Consider the following 16,263-nt stretch of genomic DNA (forward strand, 5'->3'; position numbering starts at 1 on the left):
GGTAGCTCACGAGTTCGGCGGCCCGCTCACGAGTTCGGTCGGGGGACCGGGACCGGGACGGGTACCGGGAGAGGAAAAGGCGCGGTCAGAGGCCGTGGCTTCCGCCGCCGCCGCCACCTCCGCCGGAGAAGCTCGAGCCACCACCGGAGAAGCCGGAACCACCCGAGGATCCCGTCGTCGAGTGTGACGGGGCGGACGGGGTCGAGGACAGGGTCGACGAGGACGTCTCGGAGAAGCGGTTGATCGTCGTCGCGAAGGCCCCGAAGGCGAAGGTGTCGGAGGTCGACCAGTACCAGGTGGGACGCTGGACCGCGATCCCCTGGGCCTCGAGGCGGGCGAAGATCGCCGCCCATCGGTCGGCCAGGTCGTAGACGATCGCGTACGGCAGGTACCGGCTGAACACGTCCTGCCCCTCCTCGAAGCGGAGCTGATTCGCTTCGGCGACGCTCAGGTACTTCTCGAAGCCGCGAGACTGCTCGTAGTACGCGCGCCCGAGCGCGGTGCGCTGCTTGAAGGAGGCGAACGAGCCGCCCTCTTGTCCCAGCTTCTGGGTGACCAGGCGACGCGCGTGGATCTCGGAGCCGACCTCCCCGAGGACCGCGCCGAGGCGCGCTGCGAACTCGTCCCTGAGGTCGCTCATCCGGACCGTCGTCCGCTTGCGGAACAGGGCCTGCAGCAGGGTGGTCTCGTAGCCGAGCAGGTCAGACTGGGCCGGCGGAGTTGCCACGAGGGTCCAGTCGTTGGCCGGCCTGCCGCTCTTGCGCGGGATCTCCTCGATGCGCAGGTAGCCGCGCACCGCGAGGTCGATGATCGTCGCCGTGGCATCGCGGCTGCGCAGCGTCTTGGTGTGGATCGCCCCGACCTCGGCCACACTGAGGTCGTCGGGTGGGGTGAACCGGACCGCGACGGGTGGCTCGTGGGTGACCACGGCGACCGGTGTGCCGGAGCCGGGGGCAGGGATGACGCCGGGCGGGATCCCTGCATAGGCGAGGTCGCGGCGCTTGCGGCGCAGGGCGAGGGTGCTTCCGCCGATGCCGCCGCCGAGGACCACGATGAGCGCGCCGGCGCCGATGAGCGAGCCCTTGATCGTCGAGCGGACGCCGTCTGCTGACTTCTGTGATTCGGCCATCCAGTCGTCGTCGATCTCCTCCGGGACGAGGATCGGGTCGGTGTTGGCGAAGGTGCCCAGCGGGTAGCCCACGGCCAGGGTGAGGTCGGTGTCGGCGGGCAGGTCGGTCGCGCTCGCGGTCACGACGGCGCCGGGCGGCGAGATCGGGTCGCACGGCGCGCCGTCGGCGGACTGGGTGCAGCGCACCCGCTCGGCGGGGACCGGGGCCGTGACGGTGACGTCGACCTGGTCCATCGCGACGTGGCTGTCGCCGGTGATGTTCCAGAACAGCTCTTCCCCGTCCGGGGCGTCGGGATCGCCCTCGATCCGGTTGAGCGCGCCGGCGATCCGGTAGCTGAGCACGTAGGTCTGCACACCGGTGACCCGGACGTCGGAGTCCTCGGGGGCGGCGACCTGGACCTCCAGGCTCCCGCCGTGGTCGATCACGACGACGTCCGACGGCGCCCCGGAGGGGCTGCCTGCCTCGAAGTCGGAGTACTGGTACTCGCGATAGCCGCCCGCGGGGTAGTCGAAGAGGACGTTGAGGTCCCGGGCGAAGCCGCGCCCCTCGCGTGAGCCGAAGTCCCACCGGTAGGTCTCGGTGACCAGCACGTCGCCGGAGTCCTCGATCACCAGGTCGACGGCGAGGTGGCGCACCTGGTCTTCGCCGGCGCTGCCGGAGTCGGCGCGGGCGGCGGCGGTTCCGGTCAGCAGGAGGACCGCGGCCAGGAGGAGCGTCAGAGCGGCCGCGACGACCGAGGTGACCAGGACACGACGTCGAGCGACGTGCTCGCTGGGGAGCGTGACGCCGGGACGGCCGGCCAGGTTGCGCGGTGTGCCGAGCAGATTCGGAGCCATGCCAGCACCTTAGCGGCGCGCGGGTGCGGGGCGCGTGAGGCGTCCGCCGCGCCGGAGCGTGCTGTGGTCGAGCGGGGGGTGTCAGTCCCCGGCCAGCCACGGCGTCGGGTCGTCCACCACGTCGTCGAGGCTCTGGCGTGCCCCCCCGATCGTCGCCGCGCCGGCCCCCACGGGCGCGCGGCGCACGGTGAACGAGGACCACGGCGCCGACAGCACCCGGGTGCCCAGCTCGGCCAGGATCACCGGTCCGAGAAGGTCGGCCAGCTCGGAGTAGGCCCCGCCGAGGAGGATGTCCGGCACGTCGATGAGGTTGACGAAGTCGGCCAACGCCGCGCCAAGTGCATGGCCGGCGCGGTCGAGCGCGGCGGTCGCGCGGGCGTCGTCGCGCGCGACGGCACGGAGCAGGTCGGTGACCGACGACCCGCGGGGCAGATGTGCGGCGCGCAGCACCGCGTCCGTGCCGGCGTACTGCTCGAGGCAGCCGGTCGCCCCGCACTGGCAGGGCGGCCCGGCCGGATCGACGACGACGTGCCCGAGCTCCCCGCTCCACCCGCGCCCGCCGCGGAACAGCTCGCGGTCGAGCACGATCGCGGCCCCGATGCCGACGTCGGCCGAGACGTAGAGGAAGGAGTCCGGCACCTCTGTGGTGGTCCCGGGCACGGGGACCTGGGCGAGGGCCGCGAGCTTGGCCTCGTTGGCGATCATGATCGGCGCGGTCCCGGTGTGCGCCGCGATGGCTCGGGTGTCGACGGGGGACAGCTCAGCCCAGCCGAGGTTCGGGGCGACGCGCAGCGTCGATGTCGCGGAGTCCACCAGCCCGGGGAGGGCGACGCGGACGCCGGCCAGGCGCGCGCCGTCGTGCATGGAGCGGGCGGTGGCGAGGAGGTCGGCGGAAAGCGTGCCGAGCTGGGCGAGCACGGTCGCTGGGTCGCTCGCATGGAAGTCGCCCGGGACGGTGCGGGTGGCGAGCGTGGCGCCCGAGAGGTCGAGCACGGTGCCGGCGAGGTAGCCGACGTTGACCTCGAGGCCGAGGCCGATGATGGTGCCGGTGGCCGGGGCCAGCGGGACGGCCGGGCGCCCGGCGCGGCGGGCGGGTGCGGGGATGAGCTCGGCCACGATCCGGGCCTCGATGAGTCGGTCGACGAGGGCGGAGACGGTCGCGCGGGTCAGGCCGGTCGACGCCGCGACGTCGGCCCGGGACGGAGGGGTGGGGGCACCGAAGATCTCCCGCGCGACGAGCGCGATATTCTGCTCTCGCAGCGAGTGCTGCCCGAGCGCGGGGGTTGCGGCCATAGTGTTGACCTTACCGGCTTCCGGGGATAAGTTCATCCATACAACTAATCCGTCGGGTGGGAATGGCCCCCTCGACGGACAGCTCTCGACGAGGAGACCTCACGTGACGAACAACTCCGGAATCAACTACTCCTTCGGCCTGTGGACCGTGGGCTGGCAGGGCCAGGACCAGTTCGGTGGTGCGAGCCGTGCGCCGCTGCCCGCGGCGGAGTCCATCCACAAGCTTGCCGAGGCGGGTGCGTGGGGCTTCACATTCCACGACGACGACGTGGTGCCCTTCGGCTCCGACGACGCAACCCGCGACCGCCTGCTCGGCGAGGTCAAGACCGCGGCCGAGGAGACGGGCCTGACCATCGAGATGGTCACGACCAACCTCTTCTCCCACCCCGTCTTCAAGGACGGGGGCGTCACGTCCAACGACCGCTCCGTGCGCCGCTTCGCGCTGCGCAAGGTGCTGCGCAACGTCGACCTCACGGCCGAGCTCGGCGCCAAGACCTTTGTCATGTGGGGCGGGCGCGAGGGCACCGAGTACGACGGTGCCAAGGACCTGCATGCCGCCCTCGAGCGCTACCGCGAAGGCGTCGACCTGGTGGCCGGGTACATCAAGGAGCAGGGCTACGACATCAAGATCGCCCTCGAGCCCAAGCCCAACGAGCCGCGCGGCGACATCTTCCTGCCGACCATCGGCCATGCCCTCGGCTTCATCGCCGAGCTTGAGCACGGCGACATCGTCGGCCTCAACCCTGAGACCGGCCACGAGCAGATGGCGGGCCTGAACTACACCCACGGCCTCGCCCAGGCACTGTGGGCCGGCAAGCTCTTCCACATCGACCTCAACGGTCAGCGGTCCATCAAGTTCGACCAGGACCTCGTCTTCGGTCACGGCGACCTGCTCTCCGCCTTCTTCACGGTCGACCTCGTCGAGAACGGCTTCCCCGGAACCCCCGACGGCCCGCGCTACACCGGCCCGCGTCACTTCGACTACAAGCCCTCGCGCACCGAGACCACGGTCGGGGTGTGGGACTCCGCCCGCGCCAACATCGAGTCCTACGAGATGCTCGCCCGCAAGTCCGCGGCCTACCGCGCCGACCCCGAGGTCCAGGAGGCGTTCAAGAACGCCGGCATCTTCGAGCTCGCCACCCCGACGCTCGCGGCCGGTGAGACCGTCGCCGACCTGCTCGCCGACACCTCCTCCTTCGAGGACTTCGACGCCGACGCCGCCGCGCAGCGCGACTTCGGCTTCGTGCGGCTCAACCAGCTGGCCCTGCGCCACCTGATCGGGTCCTGATGACCGCGACCTTGCCGTCCGTGGGCGGCGCAGCTGATCCGTCGGTCTTCGGGGCGCCCGTCGGTGCGCTCGTCGCTGGGGTCGATTCGTCGACCCAGTCGTGCAAGGTCGTCGTCCGCGACGCGGTGACCGGGGCGCTCCTTCGCTCCGGTTCCGCGTCGCACCCCGCCGGGACCGAGGTCGACCCCGCCGCCTGGTGGGTCGCCCTCGGCTCCGCCGTGGCCGCCGCCGGTGGCCTGCACGACGTCGCTGCCCTCGCCGTGGGCGGGCAGCAGCACGGCATGGTGCTGCTCGACGCTGACGGAGAGGTCATCCGCCCGGCCCTGCTGTGGAACGACAACCGTTCCGCCGGGGCTGCGTCGGATCTGATCCATGACCTGGGTGTGCGCACGGGCGGCTCCGGGGAGCAGGCCTGGGCCGATGCGATCGGCACCGTCCCGGTGGCCTCCCTCACGGTGACCAAGCTCCGCTGGGTCGCCGATCACGAACCCGAGAACGCCGCCCGGATCGCGGCCGTGTGCCTGCCGCACGACTGGCTGACCTGGCAGATCTCCGGCGCGGGAGGGGTCCCGGGCGCTGCCCGTGACCTCGGCGCGCTGACGACCGACCGGTCGGATGCCTCGGGCACGGGGTATTTCTCCGGGGCCACGGGCGAGTATCGGTTGGACCTGCTCGACCTTGCTCTCGGTGAGGGTGCCTCGACGCGGATCACGCTGCCGCGGGTTCTGGGGCCGGGGGAGTCGGGCGGGTCGGTTGAGGCGTCGGTGCTCGCCGAGGCCCTCGGAGCCGCTGCCCCAGCTGCGTCCGCTGGGGAGCGGATTGTGCTCGGCGCCGGTGCCGGTGACAACGCCGCCGCGGCCCTCGGGCTGGGCATGGCGACCGGCGACGTGGCCGTCTCGATCGGCACGTCGGGGGTCGTCTCGGCGATCTCCGCGCTGCCCTCCGCCGACGGCTCGGGCCTGGTCGCCGGCTTCTCCGACGCGACCGGCGCCTTCCTGCCGCTCGCCTGCACGCTCAACGCCAGCCGGGTGCTCGACGGCGCGGCGCAGATGCTCGGGGTGGACCATGCCGAGCTGTCCCGCCTCGCGCTCACCGCACCCGCCGGAGCGGACGGGCTTGTCCTCGTTCCCTTCCTCGAGGGCGAGCGCACCCCCAACCGGCCCGACGCGACCGGCACGCTGCACGGCGTGCGGCTCGCGAACATGACACCCGCGCACCTGGCCCGGGCCGCGGTCGAGGGCATGCTCTGTGGGCTGGCCGACGGCCTCGACGCCCTCGTCGCGCAGGGCGCCAAGGTCGAGCGGTTGCTGATGATCGGCGGCGGCGCGAAGTCCGAGGCGGTCCGCGAGATCGCCCCGCAGGTCTTCGGGCTTCCGGTCGAGGTCCCGCCCGCTGGTGAGTACGTAGCCGATGGCGCAGCCCGCCAGGCGGCCTGGGTGCTGGTTGGTGGGGGGCAGGCTCCGGCCTGGCCTGCGGCGTCGGGCACCACGGTCCACACGGCCGCGCCCGAGCCGGTCATCCGGGAACAGTACGCGGCGGTTCGCGACCTCGTCTGACGCAAGACGGCCGCTGGCCCCGCCCTCTTGGGTGGGGCCAGCGGCCGTTTGCGTGCGGTCAGTCCTCGACGACGTTGATCGTGACCTCGATGTTGCCGCGGGTGGCGTTGGAGTACGGGCACACCAGGTGGGCCTGGTCAGCGAGAGACTGCGCCTGGTCGGCGGGCAGGCCGGGGAGCACGACCTCGAGGGTCACGGCGAGGCCGAAGCCACCGGCCTCGAGCGTTCCGATGCTGACCCGCGCGCCGACGCTCGAGTCTGCGATCGAGATCTTCGCCGCGCGTGCCACGCTCTGCAGCGCGGAGTGGAAGCAGGCCGCATACCCGGCGGCGAAGAGCTGTTCGGGGTTGGCGCCCTGACCCGATCCCCCCATCTCGGTCGGGATGGCGAGGGTGAGGTCCAGCCGGGCGTCCGACGTCGTGACGTGGCCGTTGCGGCCGCCTCCGGTCGCGAGGGCTTCGGCGGTGTAGAGGGGAATCATGGGCGATCTCCGATCGTCGGACGGGTCACCGGACATCGCCGGTGAGGCTGGTACAGAGCTTGTCGAGCAGCCGGGCGAGGGTGGCGGACTCCTCGGCATCGAGCCCAGAGCGTTCCGCGAGGGAGCGGGGCACGCCCGCGGCGCGCTGCTTGAGCGCGGCCCCCTCCTCGGTCAGTGCCACCCGGACCACGCGTTCGTCGGCCGAGTCGCGGGTGCGGCTCAGCCAGCCGGCGGTCTCCATGCGTCGCAGCAGCGGTGAGAGCGTGCCGCTGTCGAGGGAGAGTCGTGCGCCGATCTGGGAGACCGGGAGGCCGTCCTCCTCCCACAGCACCAGCATCACGAGATACTGCGGATAGGTGAGGCCCAGATCGTCGAGCAGTTCGCGGTAGGTGCCGAGCACGGAACGTTCGCCTCGGTAGAGGCGGAAGCACAGCTGGGCGTCCAGGTGCAGGTCGGGCTGCAGGTCGGTTGCCGGCTGGTCGAGGCTCATTCAATGACTGTAGTGGGCAATTAAGTTGTGCACAACTGATATGCGGCCAGGGCGTGGCTCACGGTCAGGGCGCGGGGCGGCGACGCCGACGTCCCACGCAGTACGGCAGTACGTCGCGGCGGTCCGTCGCGACGGTCCCGCGGCGATCATCCACGAGCGCTGAGTGCGGTCAAACGGTTGCCGGATATCCGTTTTGGGCAACCGTTTGACCGCACTCAGCGGATGGTCTGGGATCCTTGGAGTGCTCTGCAGTAACTACACAAGGACGTGACATGACGCTGTCTATCAAGGCCGGCTCGACCGTGCTGTTCATCGGGGACTCGATCACGGAGTGGGGGCGCGACGACGCCGCCGGATCGCTCGGGCACGGCTACGTGCGGATGGCGGCGGACGGCTGGGCCGCCGCGCACCCGGAGCACCCGATCACGGTGATCAACAAGGGGATCGGCGGCAACCGGGCCGTCGACCTGCGCGAACGCTGGACGCGCGACGCGATCGACGTGGCACCCGACGTCGTGACGATCATGGTCGGCATCAACGACACCTGGCGCCGCTTCGACGCCGACGACGCGACGTCGACCGAGTCCTACGAGACCGACCTGCGCTTCATCCTCGGGCGGCTGGCCGCCGAGACCTCCGCCCAGGTGCTGTTCATCGAACCGTTCGTGCTGCCCGTGCTGGCTGACCAGTGGGAGTGGCGCGAGGACCTCGACGCGCGCATCGCCGTCGTGCGCCGGGTCGCGGCCGAGACCGGGGCGACGCTGCTCGCCGCGGACGGCCTGCTGACTGAGCTCGCCGTGAACGCCGGCGGCAACTCGGGCGGGGAGACCCGCGGCTTCGCCCGCTACGCCGACGACGGCGTCCACCTCACCGACGAGGGCAACGCCGAGCTGGCGGCTGCCTGGCTGGCCCGCACCGAGGCAATCTAGCCTCTGGGAGGCGTGACACGTGAGGCCTGAGCCGTGAGGCCTGACACCGGAATCCAGTACCTCCGAGCCCAGTCAGTTGCCGAATCGGCCCCGTACGAGAACTGTCGGCGGATGGGCAGACAGACGTGCAGGTAGACAGGCGTGCAGACAGGCAGACAGGTCGGCGTCGGGCGAGGTCAGCGGCACCCCCGTCAACCTTGGCTCATCGGTGTGTCGTAGGATCGGTGCCTTGACGAGGAGGGGTATCTGATGCAGAAGGTTCCCACCGTCTACGACGTCGCAGCACTCGCAGGGGTGTCGATCGCGACCGTGTCGCGGGTGTTCCGCAAGCCGCACGAGGTGTCTCAGGCGACTCAGGACCGGGTGCACGCGGCCGTCCTGGACCTGGGCTATGTGCCGAGCGGGAGCGCTCGCAGCCTCGCCGCGAGACGGGCCGGCGCGATCGGCCTGTGCTTCCCCGACTTCGACGGGATCGACGGCGGGCCGGCACCGATCGCCTATGCCGACGGCCCGGTGGACGCGCAGCTCGACCCGCCCGAGGGCGTCGAGCCGAGCGGGGACCTCTACATCAGCGAGGTCATGCTCGGCACCGAGCTTGAGGCGTGGCGGCACGGCATGGCCGTAACCATCGCGGTGGCGCGGGGGGAGCGGGGCACCGAGATCTTCGACAACCTCGCCGGACGCGTTGACGGCATGGTTACGCTCTCGCGGACGGTGCCCGAGCGGCTGCTCGCCCACATCGCCCGGCGCATCCCGGTCGTCGTCATCGCGGGCCCGCGCGCGGGGGACGAGTACGACCACATCGGCACCGACAACGTCGCCGGGATGCAGGCGATGACCAAGCACGTCGTCGACGTGCACGGGATCCGCGACGTGGCCTTCGTCGGAGGCCCGGCGGACTCCCCGGACGATCACGACCGCTTCGAGGGTTTCCGAGCGGGCCTGCTCGCCGCGGGGATCGTGGCGCCGCCGGAGCCGCTGCTGCGCGGTGACTTCACCCGTGGCCACGGCCGGATCCTGGGCCGTCGTCTGGTCGAGGCGGGCCCGGTCCCGCGGGCCCTCGTGTGCTCGAACGACCAGACTGCACTCGGTGTCCTGGATGCGTTGCTCGCCGCGGGCCTGCGGGTACCCGATGACGTCATCATCACGGGCTTCGACGGGATCGACGCCTCAGAGATGTCACGACCGCGGATCACGACCGTCAGGCAACCCATGCGCGAGCTGGGGCGAGCGGCGGTGGACACCCTGCTGTGCAGGCTGGGCGACCCCCTCATGCCACCGCAGACCCGGACCTTGCCGGTCACGGTGCTGCTGCGCGAGAGCTGTGGTTGCCTCGCCTGACCTAGGCGTCCGCACCCTTCTATCCTCTCCAGCGGGCCCACGCCAGCCTAGGGGCGGCCCCCGCTGGGCGCCCACAACCGGTCATCGACCTCCGGATCTACGGTTGCGCGAACCAATGTATGCGCATACATTGGTCAGGACAGCAGTACTGACCGACGCGATCCGCACAGTTGCGTACCGCCCGGTCGACGTGACAAAGACGACACGAAGGAGAAAAAGCCATGATCGACGGCACCCGTCGGACGCGTAAGCGCCTGACCTCCGCGCTCGGCCTGGGCCTCGCAGCGGCCCTTGCGCTCAGCGCTTGCGCGGCCCCCGAGGGTGGCACCGCGAGCACCGCCGGCGGATCCAGCTCGCTCATGCTCGCGGCCGACAACGGCTCCCCGACGTTCGTGAAGAACTTCAACCCCTTCGTGATCGAGAAGCGCACCACCGCGACGATCATCTACGAACCGCTCATCGTCGTGAACGCGCTCGACGGCAAGGCGACCAACTTCCTCGCGACCGACTACTCCCAGCCCGACGCCAGCACGATCGTGGCCGACATCCGCGAGGGCGTCACCTGGAGCGACGGCACGGCCTTCTCGGCCGAGGACGTCGTCTTCACGTACAACCTCCTCAAGGCGTTCCCGGCCCTGGACACGACCGGCGTCTGGTCCCGGCTGGCCTCCGTGAGCGCCGAGGGCGAGAAGGTCACCTTCGAGCTCACCGCCGAGGACTCCTCCGCGCCCATCGTCGTCCTCGCGGTGCCGATCGTCGCCAAGCACCTCTGGGAGGGCGTCGCCGACCCCGTCACGTTCACGAACGACGCCCCGGTGGGAACCGGCCCGTACACGCTCGGCGACTTCAATGCGAACCAGTACAAGCTCGAGAAGAACGTCGACTACTGGCAGGCCGACAAGGTCGCCGCCGAGGAGCTGGTGCTCCCGGCCGCGAACTCCCAGCTCGACATCGTCAACAACGGCTACGACTGGGCCTACGCCTTCATGTCCGACGTCGAGAACACCTGGGTCGCTTCCGCTGAGGGCAACGAGTTCTGGTTCCCGGCCGGCGGCACCGTCGCGATCGTCCCGAACCTCACCAAGGCTCCCTACGACGACGTCAACTTCCGCCAGGGCATGTCCCTTGCGCTCAAGCGCGACACGATCGCCGAGAACGCCTCCGAGGGCACCGTCGGCGCCTCCGGCCAGCAGGGGCTGCTGCTGCCGACCCAGGAGGAGTGGCTCACCGACGCCATCCCCGACGAGGGAATGGTCACGCAGGACACCGCAGCGGCCGAGGCTGCCTTCGCCAAGGCCGGCTACACCCTCTCCGGCGGCAAGCTCGTCGACGCCAACGGCACCCAGGCCTCGATGACCATCACGACGCCGAACGGCTGGACCGACTGGCTGCGCGCCGTCCAGGAGATCCAGAAGCAGTACACCGCCATCGGCATCGACGTGAAGATCAACCAGCCGCAGCCGGCCGCCTACTTCCAGGCGATCCAGAACGGCGACTTCGACGTCGCGATGAGCTCCTTCGGCGGCAACGGCTCGGTCTTCCAGGGCTACTACAACCTCCTGAGCTCTGACTTCAACGAGCCGATCGGCACCACAGCGCCGTCGAACTACCAGCGCTACTCCAACCCTGAGGTCGACGCGCTGCTCACCGAGTTCCGCGCGACGGTCGACGAGGCCCGCCAGAAGGAGATCGCCGGCGAGCTCCAGGAAGTCATGTTCAACGAGGTCCCGGTCGTCTCGGTCTATTACGCGGGCCTGTGGGGCCTCTTCTCCGACAAGAGCTTCACTGGCTGGCCCAGTGCGGAGAACCCGTACATGACGCCGACGCCGTACACGTCGAGCGCGCTCGTCGTCCTGACCACCATCACGAAGGTGGACAGCTGACCGGTCCGCACCGGATCGATCACCGGCGGGGTGGTGGCGCACGTGAGCCGCGCCCCCACCCCGCCGGTATGTCCCCTTATCTCCTGACGAAGGCGAGCACCCCGTGTGGTATCTCCTGCGCAAGCTTGGCTTGCTGCTCCTGACGGCGTGGGCCGCGATCACGCTGAACTTCCTGCTGCCGCGGCTCATGCCCGGCACCCCGGCTGACGCGGCCATCGCGAAGCTCGCGCAGAACGGCCCGGTCGACCCCGCGACCCGCGCGGCCATCGAGGCCCAGCTCGGCGTCCCGACCGGTGACGTCTGGTCGCAGTACATCCAATACCTCGGCAACGTGTTCCGCCTCGACTTCGGGGTCTCGTACACATTCTTCCCGCAGAGCGTCTCTTCGCTCATCATGAATGCGCTTCCGTGGACGCTCGTCATGGTCGGCCTCGTGACGGTCGTCGCGTTCATCTGCGGAACCCTTCTCGGAGTGCTCGCCGCCTGGAAGCGCGGGACCTGGCTCGACACGCTGCCCACCCTCGGCGGCACGTTCACGTCGGCCTTCCCCTACTTCTGGACCGCGCTCCTGCTGGTCTTCTTCCTCGGGTACCAGCTCAAGTGGTTCCCCACCTCGGGGGCCTACGGACGCGAGTCCACCCCGAACATGTCGCTCGCCTTCGTCTCCGACGCGATCGGCCACGCGTGGCTGCCCGCGATCACGATCCTCATCACCTCCCTGGGCGGGTGGATCCTGGGCATGCGCAACAACATGATCAACACCCTCGGCGACGACTATGTGACCTTCGCCGAGGCGAACGGTCTGCGCAGCCACACCGTGGCGATCAAGTACGCGGCCCGCAACGCGATCCTGCCGAACCTCACCGGATTCGGTCTTGCCCTCGGTGGCGTCGTCGGCGGCTCCCTGCTCGTGGAGCAGGTGTTCAACTACCCCGGCGTCGGCTATCTGCTCTACAACGCGGTGACCAACCAAGACTTCCCGCTCATGCAGGCCCTGTTCCTCATGATCACGATCAGCGTGCTCCTGGCGAACTTCTTTGTCGACATCTTGTACGGACTCTTGGATCCGAGGACACGCCGATGACCGTTCCAGCGAATCTCCCGGAGCCCACGGGCTCAACACCCCCTTACCTGACGCCCGCGGGGGCCGACGGCTCGACGGTCGTCCCGCCAGCCCGCGGACCGGCCTCGCCGCTGCGGGTCATCTCCCGCGGGGCCTCGACGATCTGGAGCAACAAGAAGGCCCGGATCGGCGTCGTCGTGCTGGCCGTCTTTGTCCTCATGGCGGTCTTCGCGCCGCTCATCGCGCCCTACGGCGCGACCGAGAACGGCTTCGGGCGCAACCAGGCGCCGTCGGGCGCGCACTGGTTCGGCACGACCGCGGCCGGTGAGGACGTCTTCTCCCAGGTGGTCTTCGGTGCACGGATCTCCGTGCTCGTCGGCTTCATCGCCGGGTTCCTCTCGACGCTCATCGCGGTCGTCGTCGGCCTGTCGTGGGGCTACATCCGCGGTCCGCTCGCCGACGTCATCAACTTCGTCGTCAACCTCGTGCTCGTCATCCCGGGGCTGCCGCTCATGATCGTCATCGCGGCCTACCTGCAGAACGGCGGCATGACGATGATCATCTTCGTCGTCGTGCTGACCGGCTGGGCGTACGGGGCGCGTGTGCTGCGCTCCCAGACGCAGTCCATCCGCGGTCGTGACTTCATCACCGCGGCGCAGTTCTCCGGAGACGGCGCGGCCCGCATCGTCTTCCGCGAGATCCTGCCGAACATGACCTCGCTCATCACCGGCAGCTTCTTCGGTGCCGCGACGTCGGCGATCCTCGCGGAGTCGGGCCTGTCCTTCCTCGGGATCGGCGACACGACGACCGTGAGCTGGGGCTCCATGCTCTTCTGGGCCTCGAACTCCAACGCGCTGCTCACCGGGCAGTGGGTGCTGCTCTTCGCACCCGGCCTGTGCATCGCGCTGCTCGCCACGTCGCTCACCCTCATCAACTTCGGGGTGGACGGACTGTCCAACCCCCGCCTACGGGAAGGATCTGGACGATGAGCCTGCTCGAGGTCAACAACCTGTCGGTCGTCTACGAACCGCGCGGCGCCGAGCCGACCTACGCGGTCAAGAACGCCTCCTTCTCCCTCGAGCGCGGCGAGTTCGTCGGCCTCGTGGGGGAGTCGGGCTCCGGGAAGTCGACCCTCGGCTTCGCGGTCACCCGTCTCGCCAAGGCGCCGGCCCGCATCTCGGAGGGCACGATCCTCTTCGACGGCCGCGACATCGCGAGCATGAAGGAGGAGGAGCTGCGCAAGCAGCGCCAGGGCGGCTTCGCGATGGTGCTGCAGTCGGGCATGAACGCGCTCAACCCGGTGCGCTCGATCCGCAAGCACTTCGGCGACATCTTCGCCGCGCACGGCCACGTGCCCAAGAGCAAGCGGCTCGCGCGTGCCTACGATCTCGTCGAGAAGGTCGAGCTGCCCCGCACGGTCCTCGACCGCTTCCCCGGTGAGCTCTCGGGCGGCATGCGACAGCGCGTCTCGATCGCCCTCGCGCTCTCGCTCGAGCCCCAGCTCATGGTCTTCGACGAGCCGACCACCGCGCTCGACGTCCTCGTCCAGCACGCCGTCATGGGCACCATCCGGGAGCTGCAGAAGTCCGAGAACTTCACGGCGCTGCTGATCAGCCACGACCTCGGCATCGTCCTGGAGTCGACGTCGCGGGTCATGGTCATGAGCGAGGGCGTCATCGTCGAGGACGGGACGTCCCAGCAGATCCTGCAGTCCCCGCAGCACGCGTACACGCAGATGCTGCTCAGCCACTACGCCGACCCGCGCGCCGAGGTCGTCGAGGTGCCGGGGCTCGTCGTGCGCGGCTCGACGATCTCGACGACCGGGCACAGCTCGGTCGCCGAAGCCGTCGACGCCGCCTCGCCGGCGCACAGCGCGACGGCGACCGGTGCGCCCACGGCGCCCGCCCGGCGTCGGGCAGGGCGGCCTGAGGCCACCGCGATCGTGGTCGACGACGTCACCAAGGTCTATCCGCCGCCGCGCCGCGGCCAGGACCCGGTCACGGCCGTCGACCACGTCTCCTTCACCCTCGAGCAGGGCCAGTCCATGGCCCTGGTCGGCGCGAGCGGCTCGGGCAAGTCGACCCTCGCCAAGCTTGTCACCGGCGTCGAGCGTCCGACGTCGGGCGCGATCCACTTCGGTGACGCCCGGGTCGACAAGCTGCGCCGCAAGGGGCTGCGCGAGCTGCGCCGGGAGGTGCAGATGGTCTTCCAGGACCCGTACTCCGCGCTCAACCCGCTGCACACGGTCGAGTACGCGCTCATGCGACCCGTCCTCAACTACACCGGGCTGCGCGGGGTCGCGGCGCGCACCCGCGTCCTGGAGCTCCTGGACACGGTGGGCCTGACGCCCGTCGAGCAGTTCGCGGCGAAGCTCCCGCACCAGCTCTCCGGCGGGCAGCGTCAGCGGGTGGTCATCGCCCGGGCGCTCGCCTGCGACCCGCAGGTGATCATCGCGGACGAACCCGTCTCGATGCTCGACGTGTCGCTGCGCGCCGGCGTGCTCGCGCTCCTGGACGACCTGCGGGTCACCTTCGGCGTCTCGATGCTCTACATCACCCACGACCTGCTCTCCGCACGCCTGGTGACCGACCAGATCATGGTCCTCAACCAGGGCCGGGTCGTGGAGTCCGGGCAGACCGCACAGGTGCTCCGGTTCCCCGAGGACCCCTACACGATGGAGCTGCTCGAGGCGATCCCGCAGCCCCAGCGCGCGGGGACCGGGCGATGACCGGCGCGCCCTGACGGCCCTGGCTTTTCTGACTGCACCGCCCCCACAACCAAGCGAGGCACACATGCTGCACTTCCCGGAAGGATTCCACTGGGGATCCGCGACCGCCGCCCACCAGATCGAGGGCAACAACGTCAGCTCCGACTGGTGGCGCCGCGAGCACCTCACCGGCTCCACGATCGCCGAGCCCAGCCTCGACGCCTGCGACAGCTACCACCGCTTCCGCGAGGACATGCAGGTGCTCGTCGACGCCGGCTTGAGCATGTACCGCTTCTCGATCGAGTGGGCCCGCATCGAGCCCGAGAAGGGCTTCGTCTCCCAGGCGGAGCTCGCCCACTACCGCCGGATGGTCCTCGCAGCCCGCGAGCTCGGCCTCGAGCCGATGATCACGCTGCACCACTTCACCATCCCGCAGTGGTTCGAGGACGAGGGCGGGTGGCGTGCGCCCGACGCCGTCGAGCGCTTCGCCTTCTACACCCAGACCGTGCTCCCTGTCCTGGAGGGCGTGGAGTGGGTGTGCACGATCAACGAGCCGAACATGGTCGCGATGATGGCCGGCGGCGACGGCCAGGGCACGACCCTGCAGGCCTTCGGCCAGCCCGGACCCGACGTCAACGTCGCACAGACCCTGCTCGAGGCCCACCGCGCCTGCCGGGCTGTGCTCGCGGAGGCGGGCGACTTCCGCACCGGCTGGACGGTCGCCACCCAGGACTTCCAGCCCGAGCCCGGCTGCGAGGAGATCGCCCGCGACTACGGTTACCACCGCGACGCCTGGTACCTCGAGATGGCCGCCGGCGACGACTGGGTCGGCGTGCAGGCGTACACCCGCACGAAGATCGGCCCCGAGGGGCCGCTGCCGATCGCCGACGGCGCGGAGCTGACCCTGACCGGCTGGGAGTTCTACCCGCGCGCCCTCGAGGACGGCATCCGCCTGTCCCACGAGATGGCACCGGGGGTGCCCGTCTTCGTCACAGAGAACGGCATCGCGACCGACGACGACACCCGCCGGGTGGCCTACATGCAGGGCGCGCTCGAGGGCCTGCACCGGGCGATCACCGACGGGATCACGGTGGAGGGCTTCCTGTATTGGAGCCTGCTCGACAACTACGAGTGGGGTTCCTACGGCCCGACCTTCGGCCTGGTGAGCGTGGACCGCACGACCTTCGTGCGGACCGTCAAGCCCAGCGCCCGCTGGTTGGGCGACGTCGCGGCGGCCAACGCGCTCGCCGTCTGACCTGCTCTGCC

At 70.2% G+C, this 16,263-nt stretch carries 13 protein-coding genes; 9 read left to right on the forward strand and 4 right to left on the reverse strand.

Annotated elements, in window-relative coordinates; translation table 11 throughout:
• Positions 1–85: 85 nt before the first annotated feature.
• Positions 86–1,966: a DUF2207 domain-containing protein gene (locus BLQ50_RS15055; protein WP_093185347.1), complete on the reverse strand. Its 1,881-nt coding sequence runs from the start codon at positions 1,964–1,966 to the stop codon at positions 86–88.
• An 81-nt stretch (positions 1,967–2,047) separates the two neighbouring features.
• Positions 2,048–3,259, reverse strand: coding sequence for an ROK family protein (locus BLQ50_RS15060; RefSeq protein ID WP_093185351.1), 1,212 nt, complete (start codon positions 3,257–3,259; stop codon positions 2,048–2,050).
• A gap of 103 nt (positions 3,260–3,362) precedes the next feature.
• Here BLQ50_RS15060 and xylA point away from each other — a divergent pair, with 103 nt between their 5' ends.
• On the forward strand, positions 3,363–4,547 hold the full coding sequence (gene xylA, locus BLQ50_RS15065; RefSeq protein ID WP_093185355.1) for a xylose isomerase: 1,185 nt from the start codon (positions 3,363–3,365) through the stop codon (positions 4,545–4,547).
• The gene (locus tag BLQ50_RS15070; RefSeq protein WP_093185358.1) at positions 4,547–6,103 is read left to right on the forward strand and encodes a xylulokinase; all 1,557 of its coding nucleotides are present in this window, start codon (positions 4,547–4,549) and stop codon (positions 6,101–6,103) included. Before xylA ends, BLQ50_RS15070 begins: the two co-directional genes overlap by 1 nt.
• 58 nt (positions 6,104–6,161) lie before the next feature.
• On the opposite strand, the gene BLQ50_RS15075 is transcribed toward BLQ50_RS15070, so the two are convergent.
• Positions 6,162–6,584 (reverse strand): organic hydroperoxide resistance protein, encoded by a 423-nt coding sequence (locus tag BLQ50_RS15075; RefSeq protein ID WP_093185362.1) that lies wholly within the window; start codon positions 6,582–6,584, stop codon positions 6,162–6,164.
• Positions 6,585–6,609: 25 nt separating this feature from the next.
• On the reverse strand, positions 6,610–7,074 hold the full coding sequence (locus BLQ50_RS15080; protein WP_093185365.1) for a MarR family winged helix-turn-helix transcriptional regulator: 465 nt from the start codon (positions 7,072–7,074) through the stop codon (positions 6,610–6,612).
• Between the two features lie 272 nt (positions 7,075–7,346).
• Between BLQ50_RS15080 and BLQ50_RS15085 the strand changes: the two genes are divergently transcribed.
• The 7 genes from BLQ50_RS15085 (at position 7,347) to BLQ50_RS15115 (ending at position 16,252) form a co-directional block, all read left to right on the forward strand.
• A complete protein-coding gene (locus BLQ50_RS15085; RefSeq protein WP_093185367.1) occupies positions 7,347–8,003 on the forward strand; it encodes an SGNH/GDSL hydrolase family protein in 657 nt (218 codons plus the stop codon).
• Between the two features lie 249 nt (positions 8,004–8,252).
• Positions 8,253–9,344 carry a LacI family DNA-binding transcriptional regulator gene (locus tag BLQ50_RS15090; RefSeq protein WP_093185370.1) on the forward strand — a complete coding sequence of 364 codons (1,092 nt, stop codon included), beginning with the start codon at positions 8,253–8,255 and terminating at the stop codon, positions 9,342–9,344.
• A gap of 221 nt (positions 9,345–9,565) precedes the next feature.
• Positions 9,566–11,227, forward strand: a complete 1,662-nt coding sequence (locus BLQ50_RS15095; RefSeq protein ID WP_093185373.1) for an ABC transporter substrate-binding protein — start codon at positions 9,566–9,568, stop codon at positions 11,225–11,227.
• A gap of 103 nt (positions 11,228–11,330) precedes the next feature.
• Complete coding sequence (locus tag BLQ50_RS15100; RefSeq protein WP_093185375.1) at positions 11,331–12,311, forward strand: ABC transporter permease; 981 nt, start codon at positions 11,331–11,333, stop codon at positions 12,309–12,311.
• Positions 12,308–13,279: an ABC transporter permease gene (locus tag BLQ50_RS15105; protein WP_093185378.1), complete on the forward strand. Its 972-nt coding sequence runs from the start codon at positions 12,308–12,310 to the stop codon at positions 13,277–13,279. The genes BLQ50_RS15100 and BLQ50_RS15105 overlap by 4 nt, the downstream gene beginning before the upstream one ends.
• A complete protein-coding gene (locus BLQ50_RS15110) occupies positions 13,276–15,018 on the forward strand; it encodes an ABC transporter ATP-binding protein (RefSeq protein ID WP_093185380.1) in 1,743 nt (580 codons plus the stop codon). The genes BLQ50_RS15105 and BLQ50_RS15110 overlap by 4 nt, the downstream gene beginning before the upstream one ends.
• 64 nt (positions 15,019–15,082) lie before the next feature.
• A complete protein-coding gene (locus BLQ50_RS15115) occupies positions 15,083–16,252 on the forward strand; it encodes a glycoside hydrolase family 1 protein (protein ID WP_093185383.1) in 1,170 nt (389 codons plus the stop codon).
• Positions 16,253–16,263 lie beyond the last annotated feature (11 nt).

The organism is Sanguibacter gelidistatuariae (genome assembly GCF_900096585.1).
Classification (GTDB): domain Bacteria; phylum Actinomycetota; class Actinomycetes; order Actinomycetales; family Cellulomonadaceae; genus Sanguibacter; species Sanguibacter gelidistatuariae.

Coding starts and splice junctions, on each gene's coding strand:
- BLQ50_RS15085 (WP_093185367.1), top strand. CDS start 7,347: ATGACGCTGTCTATCAAGGCCGGCTCGACCGTGCTGTTCATCGGGGAC.
- BLQ50_RS15095 (WP_093185373.1), top strand. CDS start 9,566: ATGATCGACGGCACCCGTCGGACGCGTAAGCGCCTGACCTCCGCGCTC.
- BLQ50_RS15110 (WP_093185380.1), top strand. CDS start 13,276: ATGAGCCTGCTCGAGGTCAACAACCTGTCGGTCGTCTACGAACCGCGC.
- BLQ50_RS15070 (WP_093185358.1), top strand. CDS start 4,547: ATGACCGCGACCTTGCCGTCCGTGGGCGGCGCAGCTGATCCGTCGGTC.
- BLQ50_RS15115 (WP_093185383.1), top strand. CDS start 15,083: ATGCTGCACTTCCCGGAAGGATTCCACTGGGGATCCGCGACCGCCGCC.
- BLQ50_RS15075 (WP_093185362.1), bottom strand. CDS start 6,584: ATGATTCCCCTCTACACCGCCGAAGCCCTCGCGACCGGAGGCGGCCGC.
- BLQ50_RS15080 (WP_093185365.1), bottom strand. CDS start 7,074: ATGAGCCTCGACCAGCCGGCAACCGACCTGCAGCCCGACCTGCACCTG.
- BLQ50_RS15090 (WP_093185370.1), top strand. CDS start 8,253: ATGCAGAAGGTTCCCACCGTCTACGACGTCGCAGCACTCGCAGGGGTG.
- BLQ50_RS15055 (WP_093185347.1), bottom strand. CDS start 1,966: ATGGCTCCGAATCTGCTCGGCACACCGCGCAACCTGGCCGGCCGTCCC.
- BLQ50_RS15060 (WP_093185351.1), bottom strand. CDS start 3,259: ATGGCCGCAACCCCCGCGCTCGGGCAGCACTCGCTGCGAGAGCAGAAT.
- BLQ50_RS15105 (WP_093185378.1), top strand. CDS start 12,308: ATGACCGTTCCAGCGAATCTCCCGGAGCCCACGGGCTCAACACCCCCT.